The organism is Nocardia sp. NPDC019219, assembly GCF_040632645.1.
Taxonomy (GTDB): domain Bacteria; phylum Actinomycetota; class Actinomycetes; order Mycobacteriales; family Mycobacteriaceae; genus Nocardia; species Nocardia sputorum.
Window position 1 is genome coordinate 211,064 of the sequence record NZ_JBEYCG010000004.1, and the last position, 26,649, is coordinate 237,712.

The 26,649-nt window shown below is 67.5% G+C and carries 25 protein-coding genes, 1 tRNA gene and 1 pseudogene; 18 read left to right on the plus strand and 9 right to left on the minus strand.

Annotated features, from left to right (window positions below; genetic code table 11):
* Positions 1 to 30 precede the first annotated feature (30 nt).
* Complete coding sequence (locus ABZ552_RS10425; protein WP_281878153.1) at positions 31 to 711, minus strand: TetR/AcrR family transcriptional regulator; 681 nt, start codon at positions 709 to 711, stop codon at positions 31 to 33.
* 117 nt (positions 712 to 828) lie between these two features.
* Here ABZ552_RS10425 and ABZ552_RS10430 point away from each other — a divergent pair, with 117 nt between their 5' ends.
* The 8 genes and pseudogenes from ABZ552_RS10430 (at position 829) to ABZ552_RS10465 (ending at position 9,603) form a co-directional block, all read left to right on the plus strand.
* Positions 829 to 2,328, plus strand: a complete 1,500-nt coding sequence (locus ABZ552_RS10430) for an MFS transporter (protein WP_357436510.1) — start codon at positions 829 to 831, stop codon at positions 2,326 to 2,328.
* A 688-nt stretch (positions 2,329 to 3,016) separates the two neighbouring features.
* On the plus strand, positions 3,017 to 3,379 hold the full coding sequence (locus ABZ552_RS10435; RefSeq protein WP_281878156.1) for a DUF190 domain-containing protein: 363 nt from the start codon (positions 3,017 to 3,019) through the stop codon (positions 3,377 to 3,379).
* Between the two features lie 74 nt (positions 3,380 to 3,453).
* On the plus strand, positions 3,454 to 3,672 hold the full coding sequence (locus tag ABZ552_RS10440) for a hypothetical protein (protein ID WP_281878158.1): 219 nt from the start codon (positions 3,454 to 3,456) through the stop codon (positions 3,670 to 3,672).
* A 47-nt stretch (positions 3,673 to 3,719) separates the two neighbouring features.
* Positions 3,720 to 5,363, plus strand: coding sequence for a phosphoglucomutase (alpha-D-glucose-1,6-bisphosphate-dependent) (gene pgm, locus ABZ552_RS10445; RefSeq protein WP_357436511.1), 1,644 nt, complete (start codon positions 3,720 to 3,722; stop codon positions 5,361 to 5,363).
* Positions 5,353 to 6,537: pseudogene (locus tag ABZ552_RS10450) on the plus strand (MFS transporter); the annotation flags it as partial. The gene pgm and the pseudogene ABZ552_RS10450, both read left to right, overlap by 11 nt.
* Before the next feature lie 972 nt (positions 6,538 to 7,509).
* Positions 7,510 to 8,247: a thioredoxin domain-containing protein gene (locus ABZ552_RS10455; RefSeq protein ID WP_357436512.1), complete on the plus strand. Its 738-nt coding sequence runs from the start codon at positions 7,510 to 7,512 to the stop codon at positions 8,245 to 8,247.
* 551 nt (positions 8,248 to 8,798) lie between these two features.
* Positions 8,799 to 8,871: transfer RNA gene (locus tag ABZ552_RS10460), tRNA-Ala, on the plus strand.
* 258 nt (positions 8,872 to 9,129) lie between these two features.
* Complete coding sequence (locus ABZ552_RS10465; RefSeq protein ID WP_281917550.1) at positions 9,130 to 9,603, plus strand: DUF488 domain-containing protein; 474 nt, start codon at positions 9,130 to 9,132, stop codon at positions 9,601 to 9,603.
* On the opposite strand, the gene ABZ552_RS10470 is transcribed toward ABZ552_RS10465, so the two are convergent.
* Together ABZ552_RS10470 and ABZ552_RS10475 are read right to left on the minus strand one after the other, a co-directional pair.
* Positions 9,600 to 10,103: a hypothetical protein gene (locus tag ABZ552_RS10470; RefSeq protein WP_357436513.1), complete on the minus strand. Its 504-nt coding sequence runs from the start codon at positions 10,101 to 10,103 to the stop codon at positions 9,600 to 9,602. The two genes, ABZ552_RS10465 and ABZ552_RS10470, sit on opposite strands and share 4 nt — an antisense overlap.
* A 38-nt stretch (positions 10,104 to 10,141) precedes the next feature.
* The gene (locus ABZ552_RS10475; RefSeq protein WP_357436515.1) at positions 10,142 to 10,387 is read right to left on the minus strand and encodes a hypothetical protein; all 246 of its coding nucleotides are present in this window, start codon (positions 10,385 to 10,387) and stop codon (positions 10,142 to 10,144) included.
* A gap of 372 nt (positions 10,388 to 10,759) precedes the next feature.
* Between ABZ552_RS10475 and ABZ552_RS10480 the strand changes: the two genes are divergently transcribed.
* The gene (locus tag ABZ552_RS10480) at positions 10,760 to 10,963 is read left to right on the plus strand and encodes a hypothetical protein (protein WP_068057770.1); all 204 of its coding nucleotides are present in this window, start codon (positions 10,760 to 10,762) and stop codon (positions 10,961 to 10,963) included.
* Between the two features lie 136 nt (positions 10,964 to 11,099).
* Here ABZ552_RS10480 and ABZ552_RS10485 read toward each other — a convergent pair whose 3' ends face one another.
* Positions 11,100 to 11,846 carry a helix-turn-helix domain-containing protein gene (locus ABZ552_RS10485; protein WP_357436517.1) on the minus strand — a complete coding sequence of 249 codons (747 nt, stop codon included), beginning with the start codon at positions 11,844 to 11,846 and terminating at the stop codon, positions 11,100 to 11,102.
* A 207-nt stretch (positions 11,847 to 12,053) separates the two neighbouring features.
* Here ABZ552_RS10485 and ABZ552_RS10490 point away from each other — a divergent pair, with 207 nt between their 5' ends.
* Positions 12,054 to 12,821: an alpha/beta hydrolase gene (locus ABZ552_RS10490; protein WP_357436519.1), complete on the plus strand. Its 768-nt coding sequence runs from the start codon at positions 12,054 to 12,056 to the stop codon at positions 12,819 to 12,821.
* A gap of 1,154 nt (positions 12,822 to 13,975) precedes the next feature.
* Here the strand turns inward: ABZ552_RS10490 and ABZ552_RS10495 are convergent.
* Complete coding sequence (locus ABZ552_RS10495) at positions 13,976 to 14,383, minus strand: MerR family transcriptional regulator (RefSeq protein WP_281878175.1); 408 nt, start codon at positions 14,381 to 14,383, stop codon at positions 13,976 to 13,978.
* 115 nt (positions 14,384 to 14,498) lie between these two features.
* Here ABZ552_RS10495 and asnB point away from each other — a divergent pair, with 115 nt between their 5' ends.
* The gene (gene asnB, locus ABZ552_RS10500; RefSeq protein WP_357436521.1) at positions 14,499 to 16,322 is read left to right on the plus strand and encodes an asparagine synthase (glutamine-hydrolyzing); all 1,824 of its coding nucleotides are present in this window, start codon (positions 14,499 to 14,501) and stop codon (positions 16,320 to 16,322) included.
* A 210-nt stretch (positions 16,323 to 16,532) separates the two neighbouring features.
* On the opposite strand, the gene ABZ552_RS10505 is transcribed toward asnB, so the two are convergent.
* Positions 16,533 to 17,372: a LysR family transcriptional regulator gene (locus ABZ552_RS10505; RefSeq protein ID WP_357436523.1), complete on the minus strand. Its 840-nt coding sequence runs from the start codon at positions 17,370 to 17,372 to the stop codon at positions 16,533 to 16,535.
* 105 nt (positions 17,373 to 17,477) lie between these two features.
* Between ABZ552_RS10505 and ABZ552_RS10510 the strand changes: the two genes are divergently transcribed.
* The 3 genes from ABZ552_RS10510 to ABZ552_RS10520 are packed head-to-tail and all read left to right on the plus strand — an operon-like array spanning position 17,478 to position 19,035.
* Positions 17,478 to 18,203: an SDR family oxidoreductase gene (locus ABZ552_RS10510; protein WP_281917556.1), complete on the plus strand. Its 726-nt coding sequence runs from the start codon at positions 17,478 to 17,480 to the stop codon at positions 18,201 to 18,203.
* 41 nt (positions 18,204 to 18,244) lie between these two features.
* Positions 18,245 to 18,688, plus strand: coding sequence for an alcohol dehydrogenase catalytic domain-containing protein (locus tag ABZ552_RS10515; protein ID WP_357436525.1), 444 nt, complete (start codon positions 18,245 to 18,247; stop codon positions 18,686 to 18,688).
* Positions 18,685 to 19,035: a hypothetical protein gene (locus ABZ552_RS10520; protein ID WP_357436527.1), complete on the plus strand. Its 351-nt coding sequence runs from the start codon at positions 18,685 to 18,687 to the stop codon at positions 19,033 to 19,035. The genes ABZ552_RS10515 and ABZ552_RS10520 overlap by 4 nt, the downstream gene beginning before the upstream one ends.
* A gap of 86 nt (positions 19,036 to 19,121) precedes the next feature.
* On the opposite strand, the gene ABZ552_RS10525 is transcribed toward ABZ552_RS10520, so the two are convergent.
* Entirely contained in the window at positions 19,122 to 20,018 is an 897-nt protein-coding gene (locus ABZ552_RS10525) for a hypothetical protein (protein ID WP_357436529.1), read from the minus strand.
* Between the two features lie 178 nt (positions 20,019 to 20,196).
* On the opposite strand from ABZ552_RS10525, the gene ABZ552_RS10530 reads away from it, so the two are divergent.
* The 3 genes from ABZ552_RS10530 (at position 20,197) to ABZ552_RS10540 (ending at position 22,841) form a co-directional block, all read left to right on the plus strand.
* Positions 20,197 to 21,621 (plus strand): MFS transporter, encoded by a 1,425-nt coding sequence (locus ABZ552_RS10530; RefSeq protein WP_281917559.1) that lies wholly within the window; start codon positions 20,197 to 20,199, stop codon positions 21,619 to 21,621.
* Positions 21,622 to 21,733: 112 nt separating this feature from the next.
* Positions 21,734 to 21,937 (plus strand): hypothetical protein, encoded by a 204-nt coding sequence (locus tag ABZ552_RS10535; RefSeq protein ID WP_357436531.1) that lies wholly within the window; start codon positions 21,734 to 21,736, stop codon positions 21,935 to 21,937.
* An 82-nt stretch (positions 21,938 to 22,019) separates the two neighbouring features.
* Positions 22,020 to 22,841, plus strand: a complete 822-nt coding sequence (locus tag ABZ552_RS10540) for a DUF1206 domain-containing protein (RefSeq protein ID WP_281878184.1) — start codon at positions 22,020 to 22,022, stop codon at positions 22,839 to 22,841.
* A 6-nt stretch (positions 22,842 to 22,847) separates the two neighbouring features.
* Here the strand turns inward: ABZ552_RS10540 and ABZ552_RS10545 are convergent, their stop codons facing one another.
* Both ABZ552_RS10545 and ABZ552_RS10550 read right to left on the minus strand, forming a co-directional pair.
* On the minus strand, positions 22,848 to 23,738 hold the full coding sequence (locus ABZ552_RS10545; RefSeq protein ID WP_281917561.1) for a class I SAM-dependent methyltransferase: 891 nt from the start codon (positions 23,736 to 23,738) through the stop codon (positions 22,848 to 22,850).
* A gap of 14 nt (positions 23,739 to 23,752) precedes the next feature.
* Positions 23,753 to 25,117 carry an FAD-dependent oxidoreductase gene (locus tag ABZ552_RS10550; RefSeq protein WP_281878188.1) on the minus strand — a complete coding sequence of 455 codons (1,365 nt, stop codon included), beginning with the start codon at positions 25,115 to 25,117 and terminating at the stop codon, positions 23,753 to 23,755.
* A 233-nt stretch (positions 25,118 to 25,350) separates the two neighbouring features.
* Here ABZ552_RS10550 and ABZ552_RS10555 point away from each other — a divergent pair, with 233 nt between their 5' ends.
* On the plus strand, positions 25,351 to 26,598 hold the full coding sequence (locus ABZ552_RS10555; RefSeq protein WP_281878189.1) for a cytochrome P450: 1,248 nt from the start codon (positions 25,351 to 25,353) through the stop codon (positions 26,596 to 26,598).
* The last annotated feature ends 51 nt before the right edge of the window (positions 26,599 to 26,649 follow it).

Genomic DNA, 26,649 nt, shown 5'->3' on the forward strand with positions numbered 1-26,649 from the left:
GTGACACGCGCTACTTACGGTGCGATTTCGCTACCGCTTGCGCCACCCGCAGGTCAGCTGCTGCTTGGCCTGCTCCACCTCGTCGTCGGTGAGCGGGGGGACGACGAGATGCTGGCGCGGTGTGCCGTCGCCGCGGACGCCGTTCAGCATGATGGCCATATAGCGTTGCCACACGTCGGGATTGACCGGCTTGGCGAACTCGGCGAGGGCGTCGACCATGTGCACCAGCGCGAAGAAGTCCGAGGGCTCGATGCCGTCGGCGAGGACGCCTGCGTCGCGCGCACGCGCGCAGATGGCGGTCACGGTGGGCTTGATGCGATCGCGCACGACCGTGAATCGGTCGGTTTCGTCGTCTTCGAGTTCGAGCATGACTTCGCTGAACCCGCGGTTGGTGGCCAAGTGCCGACAGGCGTACTCGAAGAACTCGACGAGTCCGAACCAGGGGTCGGGGTGCCGGTGGGCGGCGTCGGCCGCGTCGGCGAAATCGTTCAGGTTCTGATCGAAGACCTCGACGATCAGTTCCTTCTTGTTCGCGAAGCGGCGGTACACCGTGCCGACGCCCACGCCAGCGCGCTCGGCCACGTCGTCGAGGGTGATCTCGAGTCCGTGATCGGCGAACAGTTCCCGTGCCGCGGCGATGATCCGCTGCTGGTTACGCGCGGCATCGGCCCGCAGGCGCCGGGGAGGGGAGGCGACCGTGGCGTGATTCACACCCTCATTCTATCAAGCTCGGGGATTAACCGGAGGCGTTGTCTCCGTTATGGTGGTAACTTCTTCAGACAAACGGAGGATATACCTCCGGATCAAAGCTCGAGACAAAGGGGACACATGACTACCGCCATCGACCGTGGGGCCCCCGCCCCCGAGCAGACGGGAAGTGGGCGGCGCGGCTCGCACGCCCTGCGCTGGTGGGTGCTCGCCGTCCTCGGCGTCGCCCAGCTCATGGTCGTGCTCGACGCGACCGTGGTGAACATCGCGCTGCCCGCCGCGCAGCAGGACCTCGGCTTCAGCGACGGCGACCGCTCCTGGGTGGTGACCGGCTACGCACTGGCGTTCGGCAGCCTGCTGCTGCTCGGTGGACGCCTCAGCGACCTGTTCGGCAGGCGCAACACCTTCATCGTCGGCCTGGTCGGCTTCGCGGTGGCCTCCGCCATCGGTGGCGCGGCCACCAGCTTCGAGATGCTCGTCGCGGCCCGGGTCGGGCAAGGCGTCTTCGGCGCGCTGCTGGCGCCCGCCGCGCTCTCGCTGCTGACCGTCACCTTCACCGAACCGTCCGAGCGGGCGAAGGCGTTCGGCATCTTCGGCGCCGTCGCGGGCACCGGCGGCGCGATCGGCCTGCTGCTGGGCGGCGCGCTCACCGAGTGGGCCTCGTGGCGCTGGGTGATGTTCGTGAACCTGGCCTTCGCCGCCGTCGCCCTGGTGGGTGCGGTGCTGCTGCTGGCTAAGCATGCCGCCACCGAGCGACCCAAGCTCGACATCCCCGGCACGGTGGTGGTCACCGCGGGCCTGTTCGGCATCGTCTACGGGTTCTCGCACGCGGAATCGGACGGCTGGACCAACGGCGTCACCCTCGCCTTCCTGCTCGGCGGCGCGGCGCTGATCGCGGTGTTCGCCTGGCTGGAGACCCGGGTCGCGCACCCGCTGCTGCCGATGCGGATCGTGCTCGACCGGATGCGCGGCACCTCCTACCTGACGGTTTTCGTCATGGGCATCGGGATGTTCGCGATCTTCCTTTTCCTCACCTACTACATGCAGCTGACCCTGCGCTACTCGCCGATCATGACCGGCGTGGCGTTCCTGCCGATGGTCGCCGCCATGGTGGTCTCCTCGACTACCGCGCCGTCGTTGCTGCTGCCGAAGCTCGGCCCGAAGATCGTGGTCAGCGGCGGCTTCCTGATCGCGGCGGCGGGCATGGCCTGGCTGACCCGGATCGGCTTGGACACCGGCTACGTCACCCACATCCTGCCCGCCCTGATCCTGCTGGGTCTCGGCCTCGGCGGAGCGATGTCGACCGCCTTCCAGGGCGCCACCTCGGGCGTGCAGCACGAGGACGCCGGCGTGGCCTCGGCCATGATCAATACCAGCCAGCAGGTCGGCGGATCGATCGGCACGGCGCTGCTGAGCACCATCGCGGCGTCCGCGGCCACCGATTACCTGTCCACTCGCACCCCGGACCCGCTCACCATCGCCCAGTCCGCGATCGAGAGCTACACCACCAGCTTCTGGTGGGCCACGGCGATCTTCGTGGCGGGCGGCATCCTCACCGCGGTGCTCATGCCGAGCACGGCGCCGGTGCCCGCCGAGGGAGAGCCGGTGCTCGCGCACTGATCCGAGTGCGCCCCTGCCGATCCGGTGCACTGCACAGCGGCCGCCGCTCCCGCGACTCCGTCGCGGGGCCGGCGGCCGTCGTGATGTCTGCCTCGCGGGTCGATCGAAACCGTGGCATTGTGATTGCCGGTCAGCCGCTGGGAGAGGCCGATTCCGTGTGGAGGCGAACCTTTCCGTGGTAGGAAGCGGTGCGAATCGAAGTCCGATCGGCGTCGTGCATGACACGCGGTACCCGTCCGCCATGCGCGGCAAAGCGCTCCCGAATCACCACTATTGGTGCAAAATACGAGGTAAGTAGCGGTGGTGGGCTTCGCTGAACGCCATCGGCATTGTGCTCGATCCGGTCTCGTGCAGAGGTGAGCGGTTCCCTGTCCGGCCGACGCGGTACCTGTCATGGGATGCCCGGCACTCGGAATCCCGATGATTCCGGCCGCTTCGGCGTGGGTAGCCAAGAGACTGCTGCGCACCCTTCTCGGCATCGGCGTACCCGGCGGTCGCACCACCCTCTCCACCCCGTCCGCGAGGTTCGTAGACTCCTCGGACCGGGCGCGGCACTCCCGCGCCCGTCCGCCTCGGGGAGTGGCGGTCGGCGTAGCCCGGGGCGGCGGAGCCCGGCGCGGGCATGGCACGGTGGATACCTGGTTCGGCTCGGCGATCGACGGGAACGGCACACGGAAGGGGGCAGGCAATGAGTGGTTCGCAAGCGGGCACCGCCACGGCGGGACGATGGCGCCCCGCGGCGCGGCTCACCGTGCTGCTCGACGAGGACGACAAGTGGCGGCACGCGCCCCTGTATCACGAGATCGTGCGCCGGGCCAGGGATACCGGCTTGGCGGGCGCCAGCGTGTGGCGCGGCATCGAGGGTTACGGCGCGTCCTCGCACGTGCACACCACTCGCATTCTGGATGTCGCCGACCACCTTCCGTTGCTGCTGATACTGGTCGACGAGCCGGAACGCCTGCGCGCCTTCGTCGAAGGGAATGCCGAACTGTTCACCTCGGTCAACGTCACTCTGTCGCCGGTGGACCAGTGGCAGGAAGGTGAGCGATGAGAAGACCGCGCGGAAAGCCCGATGCCCGCCGATCTTCCACGGACCGTACGGCACCAGCCGTTTTCGCCTCGCCGATGCCGCCGCACGGGGCGGCCGTTACCATTGTCGGTCCGGCGCGGCTCGGCGATCTGAGCGGCGCGTCGGCGGGTGCTCGGCCGCTCGCCGCCGCGGAAGCGGGCTTCCGCACCGTGCCGACCACGTTCAGCATGTACGGCTGCGAGACGTTCCGGCTGGTGGCCGAGATGGACGACGTGGCCGTGGGGTCGGCGGTGACCGGGTGGTCGTGGACATGATCCTGATGACGAGCCGGGCGCAGCCGATACGGAAGGGAGACCCGAGCATGGCCCACGATCGAGCCGGGCGTCCCGCACGTCCCACCGATCTGGAAGACATCGCCCATCTGGTGACGGCGTACTACAGCCGGGTACCGGATGCGCGGGATCCGGCTCAGCGAGTGGCGTTCGGCACGTCGGGACATCGCGGCTCCAGCCTGGACGGTGCCTTCAACGAAGCGCACATCCTGGCGATCACCCAATCGATCGTGGAGTATCGCGCCACCCGGGGCATCACCGGGCCGGTCTATCTCGCCAGGGACACGCACGCCCTGTCCGAGCCCGCCTGGACCACCGCGCTCGAGGTGCTCGCCGCCAACGACGTCACCGCGGTGATCGACGCGCGCGACCGCTACACCCCCACGCCCGCACTCAGTCACGCTGTGCTGCGCCACAATCGGGGCGGCGCCAAGCACCAGGCCGACGGCATCGTGGTCACCCCCTCGCACAATCCGCCGTGCGACGGCGGATTCAAATACAACCCGCCGCACGGCGGCCCGGCCGACAACACGGCCACCGACGCCATCGCCGCCCGCGCGAACGAGCTGCTGCGTGACGGGCTCACCGGCGTCAAGCGCACCACGCTGGAGCGCGCGCTGGCCACCGGTGTGGAACGGTACGACTACCTCGACCACTACATCGAGGACCTGCCCAACGTGCTGAACCTGGACGCGATCCGCGGCGCGGGCATCCGGCTCGGCGCCGACCCGATGGGCGGCGCCAGCGTCGACTACTGGGAGGAGATCGGCCAGCGCTACGACCTCGAACTCGAGGTGGTCAATCCGTTCGTGGATCCCACTTGGCGGTTCATGACGCTCGACAGCGACGGCAAGATCCGGATGGACCCGTCCTCCCGCTACGCGATGGCCGGGCTGGTCGCGATCAAGGACGACTACGACATCTCCACCGGCAACGACGCCGACGCCGACCGGCACGGCATCGTCACACCCGACGGCGGGTTGATGAACCCGAACCACTTCCTGGCGGTGGCCATCGAATACCTGGTCGCCAACCGGATGGGCTGGGACGCGCTGACCAAGATCGGCAAGACCGCCGTGACCTCGTCCATGATCGACCGGGTGGTCTCCGTGCTCGGCCGCGACGTGCACGAGGTGCCGGTCGGATTCAAGTTCTTCGTGCCCGGATTGTTCAGCGGCAGCCTGGCCTTCGGCGGCGAGGAGAGCGCGGGCGCGTCGTTCCTGCGGATGGACGGCACGGTCTGGACCACCGACAAGGACGGCATCCTGCTCGCGCTGCTCGCGGGCGAGATCGCCGCGGTCACCGGCCAGAGCCCGTCGGCGCGCTACGTCGAGCTCGAGCGCCGCTACGGCAGTCCCGCCTACGCGCGGATCGACGCGCCCGCCACCGCGGAACAGAAAGAGCTGCTCGCGAAGTTGACTCCGGACATGATCACCACGAAGGAGATCGCCGGGGAACCGGTCACCGCCGTGCTCACCAGGGCGCGGGGCAACGGCGCGCCGCTGGGCGGCCTCAAGGTGACCACCGAGAACGCGTGGTTCGTCGCTCGCCCCTCCGGTACCGAGGACAAGTACAAGATCTACGCGGAGTCGTTCCACGGCCCCGAGCACCTCGCCGAGGTGCAGACGGCCGCGGAGGAATTGGTGGGACAGGCGCTGACCGGTGACCGGTAGAACCAAGCCCCTGCCCACCGAGATCTGGGTGCTGGTCGGGGGCGCTTTCGTCATCGCCATCGGGTTCGGCTTGGTCGCCCCGGTGCTGCCGCAGTTCGCGCGCGGGTTCGGCGTCGGCGTCGCGGCCGCATCCGCCATCGTCTCCGCGTTCGCCCTGATGAGGTTGCTGTTCGCGCCGGTGAGCGGGCGGTTGGTGCAGCGGCTGGGGGAGCGGTCGGTCTATCTCGGCGGGCTGCTGATCGTCGCGGCGTCCACCGGCGCCAGCGCGCTGGCCCAGAGTTACTGGCAGCTCATGGTGTTGCGGTCGCTCGGCGGCATCGGCTCGACGATGTTCACCGTGTCGTCGCTGGCGCTGGTCATCCGGATGTCGCCGCCCGAACAGCGCGGCCGGGTCTCCGGGCTGTGGTCGACCAGCTTCCTGGTCGGTTCGGTGAGCGGGCCGCTGGTCGGTGGCGGGTTGTCCGGGCTCGGGCTGCGCTGGCCGTTCGTGATCTACGCCGTGGCGCTGTTCCTGGTCAGCGTGGTGGTGCACCTGAGCCTGCGGCATTCGGAACTGGCCGCGCCGGAGCCGGCCGGTGGGGTGCGCATGATGTCCTTCCGGGAGGGTTGGGCACGGCCGGAGTACCGGGCGGTGCTGCTGTCGAACTTCGCCAACGGCGCCGCCGTGTTCGGCGTCCGGATGGCGTTGGTGCCGTTGCTCGTCGTCGAGGTGTTGCACCAAGCGCCGGGGATGGCCGGTGTCGCGTTGACGGTCTTCGCCGCGGGCAACGTCGCGGTGCTGTTCGCCTCCGGGCGACTGTCCGACCGATGGGGACGCAAACCGTTCGTCATCGTCGGCTCGCTGGTGTGCGCGGCGGGAACGGCGGGGCTCGGCCTGGCGAGCGACCTGCCCTGGCTGCTCGCCACCTCGTTCCTGGCCGGGCTGGGCTCCGGCCTGTTCACGCCCGCTCTGCAGGCCGCCGTCGCCGACGTCATCGGACCCAAGGCGCGCGGCGGGCCGGTGCTGGCCGGCTTCCAGATGGCCGCCGACCTCGGCACCGTCATCGGGCCGGTCGCCGTGGGCGCCCTGGCCCAGCAGGTGTCCTACGGTCTGGCCCTCACAGTGACCGGCGCGCTGCTCGCCGTCGCCGCGCTCGTCTGGGCCGTCGTGCCCGAGCCGTTGCGGCGGGGGAGGGCCGTTCGATCGGAGATTGCCTCCGATCGATCCGGCGGAGCGGACGACACCGAACGGCAAGCGGCCGGGATCGATCGCGCGCTGAGTGACGTGTCCGGTGCGCCGGTAGCCGACAGCGCAGTGCCGGTGGTGGCCTCCTCCGGGGCGGCTCCGCGTGGAGACGGCGTGGAAGATTCGCCTACCCACGTCGGCCGTCCCGAATCGGTGCCGGAGGGCGCCGGGGCGCCGGCGGAGTTCGACGGGCTGGTACGTCGTGCCCCGGCCGTGCGCGGCGATCGCTCAGGTATCTCAGCGGATTCCCGGCCGGTGACGCCTGCGCCGGGGACCGCGGTCGTCGACTCGGACGTGGAAAATCCGCCGGGGCGCCCGATGTCTCACGGCAAACGTCGTCGGCCGGAGCGGCGTGTCCGCCGCAGGCGGTGACGAGGACACAGATCGCACCCGATCGGTCGCGGCTGGACGGGACAGGCGTTGGACGGCGGGGATGTGTCTCCCGAGTCCACGCCGGACAGTCGCCGATTCGTTCGGCGAACTTGCCACGGCCTGCGCTCAGACGCGGCTGGCAGGCGGCGGAAGACTGTCGCGGCGGTGAGCGCCGTGCCCGGAGGGGCTGAATCCACTGTTGCCGGGCGGGTGCGAAGTCGGCGCGGATGGGTGCCGATGGTGCTCGGTGGACCTGGCGCAGTTCGAGCCTAGACGCAACTGATAGGCGGCGAAGACTGTCGCGGCGGTGAGCGCCGGTCAGGAGGGGCTGAATCCACTGTTGCCGGGGTGGTGCGAAGTCGGCGCGGGTGGTCGCGGCTGCTGTCTCCGTGCGTTGCCCGGCGGACGCGCGGAGATACTGAGGACCGGACCCCGACTGCTCGGCCGGTGTCGGAACCCTGCTGTGTAGGTGCGCTCGCTGTGCGTGGGCGTGGGTCGGATCGGTGGCCCGGCGGTGGGGATGGTGGTTGGGTGCGGCAAAGTGTGAATGTGAGCGAATCGCGTTCGAAGTACACGCCCCGGCCGATGTCCAGTGCGACCACCTATGCGCTCGGTGCGGTCGCTCTCGTGTTGATCGTGTTGATCGTCATCGCGGCGATCCGCTGGGGGCGGGACGACGCGGCTGTCCGGAACGACGGCTACGGGTCGGCGCGCAACGAGACGGCGCACTCGGTGCTCGAGCAGAACGGCTCGATTCTGCTCGGCCGCCCGGACGCGAAGAAGACCATCGATGTCTTCGAGGACCCGCTGTGCCCTGGCTGCGGCAGCTTGGAGCGCATCTACGGCCAGGAGATCGCGCAGAAGATCGATGAGGGCGCGCTGGCGGTGCGTTATCGCCTGGTGAACTTCCTCGACGCGCGCTCCCGCAGCAAGGACTATTCGACCCGCGCCGTCGCCGCGAACCAGTGTGTTGCCGAAGCGGGTTCAGGTCCGGTCTACTCGAAGTTCCACACCGAGCTGTTCACCACCAAGCGCCCCAGCGAAGGCGGCGCCGACCTGAGCAACGAGGAACTCGCCGCGATCGCGGGCGACGCCGGGGCCGCCGAATCGGTCCGGCAGTGCATCGCGACCGGAGCCAAGGTCGACTCCGCCCGCAGCAGCGCCATGGCGCAGACGGCGGCGCTCGGCGAGGCCCTGGGCGGCTCGGCAGCCACGCCCGCCGTGTTCGACGGGGCGACGAAGATCGACACCAACGACGAGAACTGGGTGGTCTCGCTCACCAAGTGAGCAGTGCTGTTCGGGGTTTCAAAAGCTCACGGGTCCGGTGGGATTCGCCTCCGGTCGCACCACAAGATCGGGGCGCTCGGTGAACGGAAGGGCCGGAACGCCGACTCCACCAAATCGACGCCCCGGCCCACTCGACGGCGCGACCCGACATCCCCAGCCCCCGAGATCGCCGCTCGCCGAGTTTTCAGTTGGCTTGGGGCCGGGCAGCGGCTCCACCTGCCGCTACCCGGCCCGCGCACTCGACAGCGCGATCCGGCCCCCTGTCCCTAGACCGCACCTCGAGAGGTCTCACTTCCGCACGCTGGCTCACTCCACGTGACCGCCGGACACCCGGAACGGGCAAACCAGCAACCCCATCTGCTCCGCCCGTCCCGAGCGTCCACCGGCTCTCGCCCCTCACCCCGCGCTACCGACTTCACTCGAACACATGTTCGATAGTAGGCTCTTCCACTCCGTCTTGTCACCCCCGAATCGAGGCGATTTGGTCGGCGACACACGGTTGGTGTAACTTCATTCAAGCGCGGCGGGGACACCCGGAGCGCAACCAACCAGGGGCTATGGCGCAGCTGGTAGCGCACCACACTGGCAGTGTGGGGGTCAGGGGTTCGAGTCCCCTTAGCTCCACAGAAATAGCAGGTCAGGCCCGGTCAATGACCGGGCCTGACCTTTTTCTATTGGACCTGGCCCCCATTTACCCCCCGGTTTGGCCCTGCAATTTTGTTGATGATGGCTCTGCCGTTGTGCTACCAGCGGAACGGTGGGACCTGATCCGGGTGTAGGCCGGGACCGGGAGTCATTGTGGCAGGTCGGTGGTCGTGATTCGGGCGCGCGATTTTGGGTCCATCGCGCTACATCGCAGTGGCTGGTGCACCATAGGAACCTATGGGAGCCTCTGAAACTGCCGCCGATTACGACGCCGCCGAAGGAACCCTCGTCAGTATCGGCTATGAGGGGAAAACCATCGACGATCTCGTCGCCCAGCTCGTTGAACAAGACGTCCAAGTGCTCGTCGATGTACGCCTGACTCCGCTGAGCCGCAAACCTGGGTTGTCGAAGACGAAGCTCGCCGAGGCTCTTGCTGCGGTGGGCATCGGTTACGTCCACCACCGTGCACTCGGCAATCCGAAGAGCAATCGGGATGGTTTCCGCGCCGGTGAGCCAGAATCCCGCGCCCGGTATCACGACTTACTCGATAGTGCCGCTGCGACTGACGCTCTTGCGCACGTGTCCGAGCTTCTCGATGGTGGTGTGGTGGCGTTGCTGTGCTTTGAGCACGACCATGCCGAGTGCCATCGTGACATGGTGGTGCATCGACTGCTCGAAGCCCGCCCCAACGCGGCGGTGGTACACGTCTAGAACAAGGCGAGTTCGGTCTTGGAGTACCAGACGCCGAGGACGGAGAAGGATCGGCGGTGCTGGTTCTGGTTGCCGACGTAGAAGTGGACATCGCGGTCAGGTGAGAGCATTGTGTCGCGCCACTTCTGGAGGAGCATCTCGTGCGCTCGGAGGGCACCGTGGGACTTCAGCCAGCGTCGGCTGGCTTGGCCTGCCTCCCAGTCGAGCACTTTCTGGTCGTGGCCGCGGCATTTCGACGATTCGCAGCGGTACTTGTATCGCACAGCGAATGGTGCGGGTTCCAGCGGTCTGAGCGAGGTGCCGAACAGGTCCGGAGCCGACGACTTGTCGATCTTCGCCCGCTCCGCTGCGGACCAGGGTTCTCCGGCGACGACCCTGACCTCGACGTCGGTCGGTTTGACGAGTCCGAGCGACGGTGACGGGGCGCCCATGCCGCCGATAGGGTTTTGTGCGAGGAGCCGGCACATGGTAGCGGCGCCGATGAGACCGTCGAGGTTCATCCTGCGCCGCTGCCAATTGCTGCTCGTGTCCAGCAGCTCTATGTGTTCCAGCTCGTCCTGGCGCGGGCGAACGACTCAGGGCGGTTGTCGTTGGGTTGTCTGTATGTGCCGTTGAGGCGCAGGACCTCGTACTTTTTGAACTGTTTGTCGAAGTCCTCGTTGCGGAACTTCACCGGGTAGAGACGGATCCACTCGGGACGCTCCCGATCGAGCCTGACGCCCGCCACGCAGACGGTCTCGCCGTATGTGTCGCTCGGGTTCGGGTAGGTTTTGACGGTGATCATGACCTTTACGGTCTCGTCCCCTGCACGAGGTTGCCTGAGGCCCGTCGCACTTGTGGCGCTTGGTAATTCGCTGGCCCCCATTAAGCCAGCGTAACTGGGAACACGACTCGAAACGGGCGAAACCGCGCCCAAACGCGCTCTCATCAGCCGGGATTTCTGTCGGCAGCCCCGCCGCCATCTCACAGATGTTGGTCACTCCGGCGTGCGCTCGCCCCGAGAACTATCTCTGCGCCGCGCGGGACTGTCGCTGTCGACGAAGGGCTTGACTCGACGCCGCAGTCCCGGGGACCGCTGCCGTCGGCTCGAGGTGGTACTCCGATGAGCGTGCGGGGGTGGATCGCCCACGAGGGGGCAGGGTGCGAGAATCGCCCGATGGATGACTACACCACTCACAAGCAGCGCGCCGAGGCGCTGCTCAGTGGCCTCACCGCCGGGGAGGCGGTCAGCGGAGCGGAGCGGCGGAACGTGATCGCTCAGGCGCAGGCACATGCTGCCCTCGCGCAGGCGGAAGCCCAGCGGGAGACCGCGGAGGCCATACGTGCACTTGGGGCGTTGTCAGCACGAAGCGCAGTCTGAACGAAGCAGCCTCGCAACGGGGCGCGACCCCAGCAGATCTGACGGGACCGCATGCTGACCTCGCGGGACGAGTGTGCTCACCCCGGTCCTCATGTGCCCGTCGGATAGGCCGTCGATTTTCGTTCGGCTGCGGGGATCAGGTTGTCGGCCAGGCGACTTCGTCGATCGCGAGCCACGGTGCCCTCGCGACGACGGTGGGGGTCATATCGGTAATCGCCTTGGTTCGACGGTGAAGATGGGATTGGTCGGCGTAGCCGGCCTCGACGGCGGCATCCGCAGGCAAGCGCCCTGTCGCTAGGAGATGGGCGGCATGGTCGAAGCGGACGAGTTCGGATGCATGCTTGGGCGAGACCCCGGTATGGGTCCGGAAGCGAGACCAGAGTCGCTGACGGGTCCAGCCGGTCTCTGCGGCAAGGGTCTCGATGCGGAGCAGGCCTTTGGTGCGGACGATCTGGTCCCAGGCGTACGCGATCTCGGGTGCTACACCGAATCCGCGAGGTACCCGGCTTCGGAGGAACGCGGCTGCGATTGCGAACCGGTCGTCCCACGACGGCGTCGAGCGGAGTCGCTCGGTCAAGATGGCAGCGCAGCTGCCCCACAGTTCCGGCAGCGGTGTCACGGCGCCGCCGATGACCTCGGTGTCTCGGAGAATCGCTGCGGCGATGACGGGGGACACGCGGATCTGCAGGACGTCGCCGACCCCTGCGCTGGTGATGCGTAAGGCGCCGGCATGGAGGCCGACGATCGCGTTCCCCGTGACCGGGCGCCCGAGAACGTCGTAGACGACTCCGTGCTCGCTGAGATCGAGCAGGAGCGTAACCAAGGGATGCGGGATCATCGTGATGTCAACGGGACCAACGTCGTGGTACCGGAAACCCGCCATCCGGACTCCCGGAGTCGGTAGTCGGACCGGGACGGCGACGTCGACCCGACTCCAGTCCAATCCGCCCGTTGCGGTCATGCACCCCAGGTTAGCCGGAGCGGGATAACGTGACATTCGTCCAATACGGCGTGACGAGCCGGCGACGAAGCTGTCGGTATGAGCGAATCGAGTCCCATCCAGACACGCGATGACACGACAGTCCGCGGATTGCACGTCGTCATCGACGGGAACCCGGCGGCACCGCCCTTGTTACTCATCCACGGCTCGGGCGCAACCGGTTCGATGTGGGCGCCAGTGGTGCCGTCGCTCGCCACGAAGTATCGGGTGATCACGATCGACCTTCCGGGATGCGGCCAGTCCACGCCGGCGTCGACGTACGCCGTTCCGCAGCAGGCGGATCGGACTGCGACGGTGTTGGACGAGCTCGGCGTCCGAAATCTGAAGGTGGTCGGCCACTCCAGCGGAGGGTACGTCGCTACCGCCCTCGTGGAGCGTCGTCCAGACCTGGTCGGCGAGCTGGTCCTGCTCAGCACGGGGCCGAGTCACGCAGCGCTTCTCCCCGAGCCGGCGATCATCCGGGTACTCGCCTCGCCGCCCTTCGGTCGGCTCGTGTGGGCGATCCGTACCGACTCGATGATCCGGCGCGGACTGGCAGCGACAGCGGCGGCTCCGATCACGGTGCCCGACGGGGCTTTGGCCGACTTGCGAAGGACGTCCTATCGAGCTTTCCGCGCGATCCTCGCCGCCAACGGCGACTATATCGCCGAGCGGACCGTGCCCCAGCGCCTCATCGACGCCGGAAAGCCCCTCCTCGTGATCTTCGGGGATTCCGACCCTCGTTGGGACCCGGCATCGGCGCATCAGTATGAGGCGGTGCCGGGCGCCAAGCTGGAATACCTTCGCGGAGTGGGGCATATCGCGATGCTCGAGGACCGCGACGCCCTAGCCCGCTTGATTCTCGACCGCGCACTCTAGGTCGTCCCGAACGCCCTGGACAGCAACAATTAGTATTCCACCTGGTTCAACCACGAACTTCCGGTCGGTGCGTAGCGCAGGCTTTCTCTGCACCTGTCAAGCAACAGACCGGTCGGTCGCGCTTGTTGTTGACGGCCTGGCACGCTATTTTTCTGCGGTCTCAGGCGCAGACCGCAAAGTCCTCGACATGGTTCGCCAACCGGCTCAGGACTTTGCTGCGTTTACCGAGCCGGTGCATGCTGGTGGTGTCGTCGGCCGTGAGGTTGGTCGAATCGGTCATGATCCATCGGGTCATGTCGCGGACCGACGGCGGTCGCGGCGCGGGGACCGGCATGTGGCCGGTCGTGGTGCGGTAACGACGCAGACAGCGTTGAACCTGCTGTTCGGTGCCGGGGTATCCCGCTCGGCGATCTCGCGGGTGACTTGGGCGCCGGGCGGCTTCGGCCGGGTGCCATTGCGCACGCTCGAGTGTCGTCATCACGGCGTCCGCCCGCTGACCATCCGGCGCCCACCGGTAACCCCGCGCTTTCGTCGTCGAGGTGGCATCGGTGTCAGGCTTTGCCGAGAGGCGATTGTTCGAGAACTGAAGGCGGCACCGGCGGCGGGTTACCCCCTTTGTGCTGGTCAGTGCTCTTTCCGTGCTCCTGACCATCTCGGCGCGGTGAACCGGGCCGCTTTCCTGTCGTCCGTCGGGGGATTTGACGTTCTGATCAACGATCAGCGGGGGTCGAGTACCTGCTGCTGCGGGGTAACCCGCGGAGAGGCGCCGCGCGGTTCGGCCTCCGCAGAAAGTTGCGATCAGGCATCGAAAATCCGTTGCAGCCCAGCATGATTCGCGAATTCGACAACTTGCCTACCCGATCACGGTGGTCGCCGCGCCGGGCTGATCGTTGGGGTTGGGTTCCCCACACCGATCCTGTCCGGGCCGATGGGCTCATGACGCTCTATGTGGGGGTCAGGGGTTCGAGTCCCCTTAGCTCCACAGAAACATCAGGTCAGGCTCGGTTTCAACCGGGCCTGACCTGTCTCGTTCGGCTCCGCCCCACCTCGTGTTCCGCGGTCAGGCGGCCGGGGTGGATCGCGGGGCAGGTCGACACGATATTCGGTGGCGGTGAGCTGCTGACATCCACGGCGGCGACTTCGGCAGCGGCTGGTCAATGGTTTTCCGCGTGCCCGCGCGCCAGCCGGGCATCGATGTACTCGGCCATATACGGGCACTCGGTCGCGGGATTGTCGCGGTGGCAATGCAATGTGTGCTCGAGATACGCCCTGGCCGCGGTGAGCCGTTCGATTTGTGTGCTGAACGATTCGATCCGGGTGCGCACTACGTCGTGCCAGTCCTGGTCGGCGCTGCGACCGGCCAGCACCGCGGCGATATCGTCGAGGCTCATCAGCCCGGTTTCCCGCAGGTACTGGATTATCGCCAGTCGGCGTACCTCGGCTCGGTTGTAGTACCGCCGGCCGCCCCGGCGATCTTCCGGCGAGATCAACCCCGCTTTCTCCCACCAGCGCAGCGTCGACGTCGCTACGCCCAACAGTTCGGCGGCCGCACCTATCGGCATCGAGTCCACCCTGCAAGACAAGCGCATCCCGCGTCTCACACGCAACCATTGACTTGAAGTCGACTTCAACTGCGAACCTCGTTGCGACGGTTGCTATGACGAGGAGGAAACGACGATGTGTGGCATCACGGGCTGGGTCGACTGGGAGCGAAATCTCACCCAGGAACGTCCCCTGCTGGAGGCGATGACCGACACTCTCATCCCGCGCGGTCCCGACGCGGGCGGCCTGTGGCTCTCGCCGCGGGCCGCGCTCGGTCACCGACGACTGGCGGTGATCGACATCGAGGGCGGCGTGCAACCGATGCAGGCCGGTCGGGACGGCGAGCAGCCGTGTGTGCTGACCTTCAGCGGGGAGATCTACAACTTCCGGGAACTGCGCGGCGAGCTACAGCTACGGGGCCACCACTTCCATACTCGCTCGGACACCGAAGTGCTGCTACACAGCTATCTGGAATGGGGCGATCAGTGCCTGCGCCGGTTGAACGGCATGTTCGCGTTCGGCATCTGGGACCCCAACCGACAGGCCCTGTTGCTGGGCCGCGACAGGCTGGGCGTCAAACCATTGTTCTACCTGTCCTACACCACCGGGGCGCTGTTCGGCTCCGAGCTGAAGGCGGTGCTGGCCAACCCGATCGCCCCGGCCGAGGTAGATACCGAGGGCCTGGCCGAGGTGCTGTGCTTCACTCAGACCCCCGGTCACGCGGTATTCCGCAATATTCGCGCACTGCGGCCCGGCCACTACGCGTGGATCGACCGACGGGGCTGCCGGGAGCAACGGTACTGGGCGCTGGGCAGCGGGGGGCACCCCGACGACCTGCCGACCACCACCGCCGCGGTGCGGGAGCTGCTGGAGGACATCGTGCGGCGGCAACTGATCGCCGACGTGCCGGTAGGCACGTTGCTGTCCGGCGGGTTGGACTCCAGCGCCGTGACCGCGCTGGCCACCGGCGTGCTGAACCGGGACGAGCGCGGCCGGCTCGCGACGTATTCGATCGACTTCGAGGGCAACCAGGACAACTTCCAGCCCAGCGCGGTCCGCCCGGAACAGGACACCCCGTTCGCGCGGATGGTGGCACGGCACGTGCGCAGCGACCACACCGAGTTGCTGCTGCGCACCGACGAGGTGATCAAGGCCCGTTCCGAGGTATTGCGTGCCCGCGACCTGCCCGGCCTCGCCGACACCAACGCCGCCCAATACCTGTTGTTCCGCGAGGTCAAGAGGCACTCGACGGTGGCACTGTCCGGCGAGTCGGCCGACGAGGTGTTCGGTGGCTACCCATGGTTTTTCGATCGGCGGATGCTCGACGCCGCCACGTTCCCGTGGGCGGTCTCGGTGGCGGCGTTCGAGCCGATACTGGATCCCGAGCTGTGGCGGTTGCTGCGGCCGCACGAGTACATCGCCGACCGCTACGCGCAGACCATGGCCGAAGTACCGGTGCTGGACGGCGAGGTACCGGCCGACGCGCGAATCCGGGAAATGTTCTACGTCAACCTGACTCGATGGCTGACCATGCTGCTGGACTTCAAGGACCGGATGAGCATGCGAGTCGGGCTCGAGGTCCGAGTGCCGTTCTGTGATCACCGGCTGGTGGAGTACCTGTGGAACACCCCGTGGGCGTTCAAGACCGCCGATGGGCGGGTCAAAGGCCTGTTACGTAACGCGGTCGCCGACCTGTTGCCGACTCCGGTGCTGGACCGGAAGAAGACCTCGTTCCCGGTCAGCCAGCACCCGGCCTACGAACAGGCGCTACGTCAGGAGATGCGGGCCGAACTCGCCGACCCCGACTCACCGCTACTGCCGCTGGTGCGCCGGGAGGCCGTGCTCGACTTGCTGGCCGGGCCGCTCGGCGCGCAGGGCATGTGGCGCTCCGCGGACACGCTGTCGTTCCTGTTACAGCTCGCCGAATGGCTGCGGGTTTATCACATCAGCGTCCGATGAGACTGCTGGAACGCAGGCAGGAGCTTGAGAGCAGCCGCCCCCGCTCTCCCAGCAGGGTCCTCGAACGATGGCACGCTCCGATAGTGACTGTCGCGCTTGCCACGACGGGACCGACTCGTGATCGCGCCCGCAGCGAGAGGGGATTCACAGTGGTGTTGCACGTCCTGGAGAGACTGTTCGGAGAACGCGGCGGACGAACAGTGGTGCCGGTTAGAGGCGTGTCGCGGTGTAGACGAGGTCGGCGACGGCTTTGGATCTGCTATGTGGTGGCCAAGCGATGACGGTTGTGACGGGCGGTGCGTCGGGCACGGGCACGACGGCATGATCGTCGCGTAGCTGGGTTCGCAGCGACTCGGGCACGACCGCGCAGGCCAGTCCGAGCGCGATCAGCTGGAAAAGTTGGGTATGGTCGCGCACCTGCGGGCCTGGGCCGTCCGGATAGCTGCCATCCCGTCCAGGCCAGCGCGGCAGGGGCAGGTTCGTCAGGGTGTTGACCTCGGCCAACGACAGATGCGTACGGTTGGCGAGGGGATGACCCGCGGGCAGGACCACGACCTGTTGTTCGGTGTGCAGATCCTCGGCGTCGAATCCGGCTGTCGTGTCGTAAGGCCGGTGGAGCAGAGCAACGTCGGCACGCCCGGTGCGCAGCAGACCTTCCGGCTGGCCTGGCCCGCACAGCATCACCTCGACCGCCACGGCGCCCGGTTCGGCGGCGTAGGCGTGCAGCAGCTTCGACAACAGTTCGCTGGACGCTCCGGCCTTGGTGGCCAGCACCACACCGGGCTGGTCGGCCGCGGCGCGCCGGGTTCGGCGCTCGGCGGCTTCGACCGCGTCGAGCGCGGTCCGGGCCTCCCGCAGCAGCACCGCCCCGGCCTCGGTCAAGGCGATGGCGCGAGCGGTGCGGTGCAGCAGGACGACTCCGAGTCGCCGTTCGAGCTGCTGGATGGCCCGCGATAGTGGCGGTTGCGCGATCGCGAGCCGTTGTGCCGCCCGCCCGAAGTGCAACTCCTCGGCGACGGCGACGAAGTATCGCATCTCCCGCGTCTCCACCGGGTGATGGTATCCGGCGCTGACCACGATCAATACCCGTGCGGTATCGCCGCACACCCGATCGGTCTTGGACGCCGCACCCGGAGCCGCAGCAGGATCGGCGGTGTGAGTGGACAGACGATCGCGCTGGTGACCGGCGCGAACAAGGGAATCGGATACGAGATCGCCGCGGGCCTGGGCGCGCTCGGCTGGCGAATCGGTGTGGGCGCGCGCGATCGGCAACGCCGCGACACCGCGGTGGAGAAACTGCGCGCGGCCGGGGCCGATGCGTTCGGTGTGCCGCTCGACGTGACCGACGACGCCAGTGTGGCCGCGGCGGCCGAATTGATCGCCGACCATGCCGGAGGGCTCGACGTCCTGGTCAACAACGCCGCGATCACCGGCGGTATGCCGCAGACACCGACCACGGTCGATCCCGCGACCGTGCGAATCGTCGTGGAAACCAACGTGATCGGCGTCATCCGGGTCACCAACGCGATGCTGCCGATGCTGCGCGCCTCGGCCTCACCGCGGATCGTCAACATGTCCAGCAGCGTCGGCTCGCTCACCCTGCAAACCGCACCCGGCATCGACATGGGCCCGGTTCCCGCCGCCTACTTGGCCTCGAAAACCTTCCTCAACGCTCTCACCATCCAATACGTCAAGGAACTGGGTGATACCAACATCCTGATCAACTCCGGCTGTCCCGGATTCACCGCCACCGACCTCAACGGCTTTCGCGGCGTCCGTACACCGCAACAGGGCGCGGCCATCGCGATTCATCTCGCGACCCTGCCCGACGACGGACCGACCGGCGGATTCTTCGACGACGCCGGAACAGTGCCCTGGTGACAAGAACACCGCGCGTCGCGCATCGGAGGAGAAGCAAGACCATGACAAAGGCAGTCAGATACGACGAGTTCGGCGGAATCGAGGTCTTGCGGGTCGACGACGTCGACCGCCCCGTGCCTGATGACGGGCAGATCTTGGTTCGGGTGAAGGCGGCAGGCATCAACCGTGGTGAGGCGGCCATCCGCACCGGCGCGATGGCCGACATCTTTCCCTCGACATTTCCGTCCGGGCAAGGCAGCGATCTCGCCGGGGTCGTCGCCGAGGTGGGCGCCGGAGTCGACCGAGTCTCGGTCGGCGACGAGGTGATCGGGTTCTCCGAGAAGCGGGCAGCCCAGGCCGAGCTGGTCCTGGTCGACGTCGACAACCTCACACCCAACCGAAGAACGTCTTATTGGAGGTGGCGGGTGGCCTCTACGTCGCCGGAGCCACCGTCATCGGCTTGGCGAGCCGGCACAACCACGAATGGCTGCGAAGCCACGGCGTGATCCCGGTCGCCTACAGTGACCGCGCCATCGACCGGATCAAGGCCGCCGCACCGGGCGGCATCGATGCCTTCATCGACACCCACGGCGGCGGGTACGTCGAACTGGCCCTTGCCCTCGGCGTCACGGTCGAGCGGATCGACACCATCGCCGATTTCGCGGCGGCCGCGAAGTACGGAGTCAAGACCGAACCCGGAACCGACGCCAGGCCGGGCGCCATACCGCGGCGAAGCTGTCGGCTTGGCCGCGCCGCACTGCCGGGAGGCCCATATCTACGGCGGACTCGACGCGCGTCACGGTGGTGGAACAGCGAAATGATCATCTCGGAAGCACTTCTTCGGATCGGTTAGGCATGGTGGGGCGCGAATCGATGGAAAGCGGCCGTGCATGGGATCTCCCTCGGACGGTCGGGGTTTCGGCGGGAACCGATCCGATGTCAGTGTTGGTGGGGTGCGTGGGCAGGCAGGGTGAAGGCCGCCGTGCGGACGGTTCCCTCGTGCTTGAAGTCGAGGAACAGGCGGTAGGTCCCGGGTCCGGGGGCGGCGGTGTGGAAGGCGATATCCGGGCCGGGGGCGGTCACTCCGTCGCCGGGCTCGCCATTCGGGTGGACGTGGACGTAAGCCAGGTCGCCGGCCCGGATGACCACGAGGTGTCCGAAGGCCGCGAGGTAGGGCTGCAGGTCGGTGACCGGGGCGCCGTCCTTGCGGACGGTGAGGGTGAGGAGACCGCCGTCGCCCGTGGTGAGTTCGCCGCCCAGTTCCACCTCGTAGCCGTCCACGACGGTGATGCGGGCCGGGGTGGGAACCGGGAGCGGGGCGTACGTTCCGGCGAGGGCGAGGTCCGCTCCGAGGGTGATGGTGCGGCCGAGGTCGCGGGGTGCGATATCGGTGAAGACTCGGTAGGCGCCTGCCTCGGGCAGGTCGAGACGCACCGACCAGGTGCCGTCGGCGCCGAGCTGCGGATGGACATGCCAGAAGCCGGTCAGTTCCCGACGAACAACGATCAGATGCAGGTCCCGGTCGTGGATGGGGGTGTAGTCGGTGACGGGCTGCCCGTCCGGACCGATGATGCGGAACCGGAAGTCGATCTCGCCCGGCTGTAGCACGGTGTTCTCCAGCTCGAGCGAGTACCCGTCCTGGGTGATCAGCAGCCCACCGGGAACGGCTGAAGCGTCGTGATGGGAATGTCCGGTGGCATGGGCCGGGTGATGGCCGCTGTGTGCATGACCTGAGCTGTGACCGGCATGTTCGGCAGGGGCGGCGGCGTGTCCGCCGTCTCCCGGGTGGTGCCCGTGGATGGCGTGCAGGGCGTGGAGCTGGTTCGAGGTGCTCATCGTCGTGATCTTCCTGTTGTCGTCGGCAGCGGGACATCGGAACCATATACCCCCTATGGGTATGAGGCAAGTGAAAGTTGTCGCGCTTTTCGGCGTATGACGCGGGCTTGACACATAGATACCCTAGGGGGGTATGGTACGAGTCTGTTGAGTTCCCGATACCGAAAGGTGAACCGAAATGTCTGTCCGAACTGCGCCATCCACGCGAAAGTGGCTGGCTCTCGCGGTGATTGCCGCTGCTCAGTTCATGGTCATCATGGACACCTCGATCATCGGCATCGCGCTGCCGAAGATGCAGACCGAACTCGGGTTCTCCCAGGAGAACTTGACCTGGGTCTTCAATGCCTACGTCGTTGCCTTCGGCGGATTGCTGCTGCTCGGAGGACGACTATCGGACCTGCTGGGTGCCCGCCGGGTGTTCGGAGGGGGCTGGCTGGTCTTGCTCGCCGGTTCGGTGATCGCCGGCGCGGCGGGCACTGTGGGCGTCGAGCTCGCCGGCCGCGCCGTGCAGGGCGCCGGCGCGGCACTGATCGCGCCCTCGGCGCTGACATTGCTGATGATGCTGTTCGGGTCCTCGCCGCAGGAGCTGACGAAAGCTCTCGCTGTCTACGGCGCGGCGGCCCCGGCCGGCGGTACCGCGGGCGTCTTCCTCGGCGGTGTCATCACCGAGTACGTCAGCTGGCCTTGGGTCTTCTACATCAATATCCCGATCGCGATTCTCGCTCTGATCGCCGTCCCCGCCCTGATGCCGAGTGCGCCTGCGCGTTCGGGGTCGGTCGATCTGCTCGGAGCGGTCTCGGTGACCGCCGGATTGGCTGTGGCCGTCTACGGAATAGTGCGGGCGCCTGAGGTCGGCTGGAATTCCGGACAGACCTGGGTGGTCCTCGGCGCGGCGGCCGCGTTGCTCGCCGGTTTCGTCTGGGTTCAGTCCCGGCGTACCGAGCCTCTGATGCGTCTGGGCATCTTCGCGGCGCCGAACCTCGCCGCCGCCAACATCGCTCAGCTGCTACTGGGCGCGGCGTGGGTACCGATGTGGTTCTTCCTGAATCTGTACCTGCAGCAAGTGCTGGGCTACAGCGCGTTTCCCTCCGGTGCGGCGCTGCTGCCGATGACAACCTTGATCATGCTCGGAATGATCGTCCTGGCTCCACGGGCGATGCAGCGCTTCGGCGCCAAGCCGATGATCGTGACGGGCTTGGTGGTGCTCGGCCTGGGTCTGGGCATCATGGCGCTCGTGCGTCCGACCGGCAACTTCTGGGCTGATGTGCTGCCCGCCTCGCTGGTCGCCGCCGCAGGCATGTCCTTGGCGTTCATTCCGTCGCTGGGCACCGCCATCTCCGCGGCGCGACCGGAGGAGGGTGGTCTGGCCTCCGGCATCGTCAATGTGAGCTACCAGGTCGGTTCCGCTCTCGGTCTGGCCGCGATGACGGCGGTTGCGACCGCCTACGGCACGGACGACCTCGGTGATCTGCCGAGGCTGACCGACGGCTTCTCCGCGGCTTTCCTGGGCGCGGCGGTCATCGCCCTCGCGGGCGCGGGTATCGCAGCGGGCACCATGCGAAGCCCAGCGCCGGCACTGGTACCCGAACCGTCTGAGAGATGACTCTGAGGAGTATCCAGACGCTTCGAAGCCGGGCCTGGTCGCAGAGGATGCAAATGATATCCGCTACGACCAGGCCGGCCCGTGAAGATTCCGCCCCTGCGCGCGCAACCGGATGCTCGTCGAACTCGTCGGTGACGACGACGTCGTGCCGGTCGAGCTGGCTCAGCGCCTCGGGCTGACCGGGCGTGAGGCCGTGACCATCATCGAGACCGCGCGCACGGGATCGTCGCACATGCGGGAGTACCTGCTCGGTCAGCCGCGCCCGGAGAAACAGCGGCCCAGCCGCCGCGACAACCAGGGATTTGCGACGCGGTAGTCGTGTGCTTTTCCGGCGGAGATGGGTAACCGCTCGATGTTCTGAGAGCGGCCCCGCCGAAGCACCCGTACGGAGAAGCATCATGACCCAGACGAATCATCCGCAGGCCTCGTCTACCGCCGAGCGGATCGCGCAGAACGGCGTGTTCGCGGGGCTCGCTCGCGCGGGCTATGTCATGTCCGGGCTCGTCCACCTGCTCATCGGCTATATCGCCATCCGGCTCGCGTTCGGCGGCGAGGGCAGCGCGGATCAGTCCGGGGCCATGGCCGAACTCGCCGACAAGCCCGGCGGCGCCATCACCCTCTGGGTGGCTACGGTCGCGTTTCTGCTGATGGCGCTGTGGCGACTGGTGGAGACGATGTTGGGCCACGCGTCCAAACCCGCTTCCGACAGCAAGAAATCCGAAGCGTTCGACCGGGTCAAAGCGTTCTCACTGTTCGTGGTCTACCTGGGATTGGCGATCACCGCGTTCCGTTTCGCCCAGGGTAGTGGCCAGTCCAGCAGCAGCCAGAGTGTCGGACTCACCGCACGCTTGATGCAGCACACGGCGGGAACGGTCGCTCTGGTGGTGGGCGGGCTGGTCATCATCGGGGTCGGCGGCTACCACGTGTACAAGGGCGCGAGCCAGAGCTTCCTCGACGATCTCCGCGGCAGCCAGGGCGCCTTCGTGCGGCGGCTCGGCACCGTGGGATACATCGCGAAGGGGCTGGCCGTCGCCGCGGTCGGGCTGCTGGTGATCCTCGCCGCGACGCAATCCGATCCGAACAAGTCCGCCGGACTGGACGGAGCCATCAAGACGCTCGGCGCGCAACCCTTCGGAATGGCTCTGCTCCTCGTCGCCGGGCTGGGCATCATCACCTACGGGCTCTACAGCTTCGTCATGGCCCGCAGCGCCAAGATGTAGCGAAAGCTAGCGCTCCGCGATCAGCAGCCTGGGCTGCCGCCACAGGTCGTCGAGGTCGTCGGGGAGGTCCTCCACCGAACGCCCGTAGGACGCGGCCAGCTCGCTCGGGCTGAAGCGCCGCACCGACCAGCCGTGATCGGCCAGCCACTGCGCTGGATCGGCCCGCTCGTCGTCGTAGAACAGCTCGGCCGGATCGACGTCGCCGAACGGGTTGTAGCGATCGAAGTACTTCGACTCGATGCTCGCGAAGCGTGTGACGTCGACGCCCGCCACGAAGCTCTCCACGGCGAGCCGGCTGCCGGAGGCGGACAGCTCATCGATGTGCTGGAACAACCGGTCCTGCGCCGCACCGGGAAGGTAGGGCAACAGCCCCTCCGCCGACCATGCGGTGGGTGCGCCGGGCTCGAATCCCGCGGCACGCAGAGCGGCGGGCCAGTCCTCGCGCAGGTCGACGGCCACCGTTCGCCGGTCGGCCTTCGGCCGCGCACCGTGCTCGGTGAGCACCTTCTCCTTGAACTCGAGGACTTTGGGCTGATCGATCTCGAACACGGTGGTTCCGGCGGGCCAGTCGAGACGATGCGCCCGCGCGTCCAATCCCGCGGCGACGATCACGGCTTGCCGAATGCCCGCCGCCGCGGCCGAGGAGAAGAAATCGTCGAAGAACTTCGTGCGGAAGCCCATGAATCCGGGGACCAGCGGAATACCGTCGAGCCGGGAGGGGTCCGCCAGCAGCTCGGTGAAATGCGGATGGCCCGAAGCCGCGACGAACAGCGGCGCGTACTCGTCCCGGATCAGTGGATCGGGTGCAGCCGCCTCCAGCGCCCGGAACGTCGCCACCCCCAACGCGGTGAGTCCGACGCTGCTGACGATGTCCCACACGTCTCCCTCGGTTCGCATCACCGCACCGCCCTTCAGCCGACCACGGCCGTCTCGTGTTCCATCACTTCGCTGGCCGCGCGTTCGCCGGAGCGGACGGCCCCGTCGATCCAGCCGCACATGACCGCGGAGCTCTCCGTGCCCGCCCAGTGGATGCGGCCGCACGGCTCGCGCAACGCATGGCCGAACTCGGTGAGCACACCGGTCGGCGCGTGACTGAGCATCCCGCCGCCGGAGTAACGCTCGGTGCTCCAGTTCTGCTCGACGAAGTCGACGGGTGCGCCGGCCTTGCGGCCGAATCGCTCGACGAGTGCGTCGAGCACGGCGCGCCTGCGCTCGGTGTCGTCGAGCCGGCCGACCTGGCGCGCGATGGGTCCCTCGATGACGACGCACAGGACGCCCGGGTGCCCGGTGTCCCCGCACGCATCGATGGTGACGGTCGCAGGCGAACCCGGAGCGACGGACTGTCCCGATAGGCCGTCGTCGCGCCAGAACGGCTCGTCATAGACGACGGAGGTCTTGATGATCGAGCCGCTCGGCATACGCTGGTGCAGGAAAGAGCGATCGGCGGGCAACATCGGCCGGTAGGAGATCTGGCCCGCGATCGCGAGGGGAACGGCCACGATCGCCCGGCGCGCGCGCACCGTCATGCCGGTCGCGCGGACCATCACCCCCTCGTCGTCCTGGTGGATGCAGCGGACGGGCTGGGAGAGGTGGATCGAGTCGCCTAGTTCGGCCGCCATCGGCCGGTAGATCGCGCCCATGCCCCCGATCGGCCGGGCGTCCTGCGCCGCGTCTTTGACGCCCAGAACGAAGCTGGGCCCGCCACCCGAGGCCATCTGGAACAGCACGAAAAGCAACGACACCTCCGAAGCCGCCGAGGTGTAGCAGCCGGCTATGGCGGTCTCGAGCAGGTCGTGCGCGGGTTTGGACAGGACATTGGTTTCCAACCAGTGCGCCAGACTGACCTGATCCCACTTGTCGGCCTTCTTCGCCGCCCACGGTGCTTCCAGCGGAACCGCCTTGCACATATGTCCCAGTTCGAGGAACACCGCGCCGAGGTTCATCGCCGCCCACGGGCTCATGGTCCAGGGAATCGTGCCCGTGTAGCGGTGCTGCTTGCCGTCGACCACCATCATGGCCTCGCCGTCGGTGTACTGCTTGTAGCTCGGCACTCCGAACTCGGTCATCAGCGCCTGGATGCGGTCTTGGCCCGGCCCGATCCAGGCGCCGCCGCGGTCGATCCACGCCCCGTCGGCGCGCATTTCGGTGAAGGTGCGTCCGCCGAGCCGGTCGCGGGCTTCCAGCAGCGCCACCGATCGGCCCATCTGTTTCAGCCGCAATGCGGCCGTCAATCCCGCGAATCCCCCGCCGATTACGCAAAAGTCGACGTCTGTCATGGCGTGCCGTCCTCGGGTCGCAGTTCTGCGCACGGCCGCCGTGTCCCCTGCGCTGGACCGGCGCACTCGGCACAGCGGGTGCGATTAGCCTTCGATCAGGTCTACGCGTCGAATCTCGGGCAATTCTATAGCAAATAGCGCGGGCCGGTCACTTCGATGCGTTTCCGGTGCAGGCGGCAGGCAAGCTGCCTAGGCTCACGAATCTTGCTGCCCGATCGCCTGGAGCTTTCTCGATGACGACGTCCCCGTCCTCCGCACACAGTCGCGCACCGCACGGTTCGCCGATCGACACCGACGGCCCGCGGATTCCCTTGTACTCCATCGAATTCGCGTCGGACCCGCACAGTGCCTATCGCGACATGCGGGCGAGATACGGATCGCTGGCGCCCGTGGAACTGGCGCCGGGCGTCCCGGCCACCTTGGTGCTCGGGTATCACACGGCCGTGCGGATCATGAACGATCCGGACCACTTTCCCGCCGATCCGCGTACCTGGCAGGAGGACATCCCCGCCGACTGCCCGGTGCTGCCGATGATGCAGTGGCGGCCCAACGCGTTGCGTAATGCCGGAGCCGAGCATGCCCGCTATCGGCAGGCCAATGTCGCGGGTCTGGCGAAGGTCGACCTCTACCGTCTGCACGACACCATCGCGCAGCTGGCGACGCCGCTGATCAACTCGTTCTGCGCGGACGGTTCCGCGGATGTGGTGCGCCAGTACGCCTTTCCCCTCTCGTTCGCGGTGCTGAACGCCATGCTGGGGTGCCCGGCCGAGATCGCGCAGCGCGCCGCGACCGGCATGGCCGCGATCTTCGAGGGCGTCGAGGCGGAGCGCGGCAACAAGATGCTCATCGATTCGCTGGGCGAGCTGACGGTGCTGAAGCGGGCCGAACCCGGTGACGACATCACCACGCGCATGCTCCGGCACCCGTCCGGGCTGAGCGACACCGAGATGGTGCACCAGCTGGGCACGCTCTACGGCGCGGGGATCGAGCCGCAGCAGAATCTGATCGTCAACACGCTGCTGCTGATCCTCACCGACGAGCGGTTCGGCGGCAGTGTGCTCGGCGGCAGTCTGTCGACCCGGGACGCGCTGGACGAAGTGCTGTTCAACGATCCGCCGATGGCGAACTTCTGCTTCAGCTTCCCGAAGCAGCCGATCCTGATCGACGACATCTGGTTGCCCGCCCACCAACCGGTCGTGATCAGCATCGCCGCCTGCAACACCGACCCCGCGATCCGCGCCGAACGCTACGCGGGCAACCGCGCCCATCTCGCGTTCGGCGGCGGCCCGCACGCATGTCCGGCGAATTCGCTGGCCTATCTGATCGCGCAGGACGCCATCGATCAATTGCTCGACGCGCTGCCGGAACTGCGCCTCGCGGTTCCGGTGGACGAGCTGACCTGGCGTCCGGGTCCGTTCCATCGAGCGCTGACCGCCCTGCCGGTCGTCTTCCCGGAGTCGCCGCCGTTGCCGCTGCCGTAGGGCGCAGACGTAACGAGGGCGAGATCGTTTCACCGACTCGAACTTGAAAGT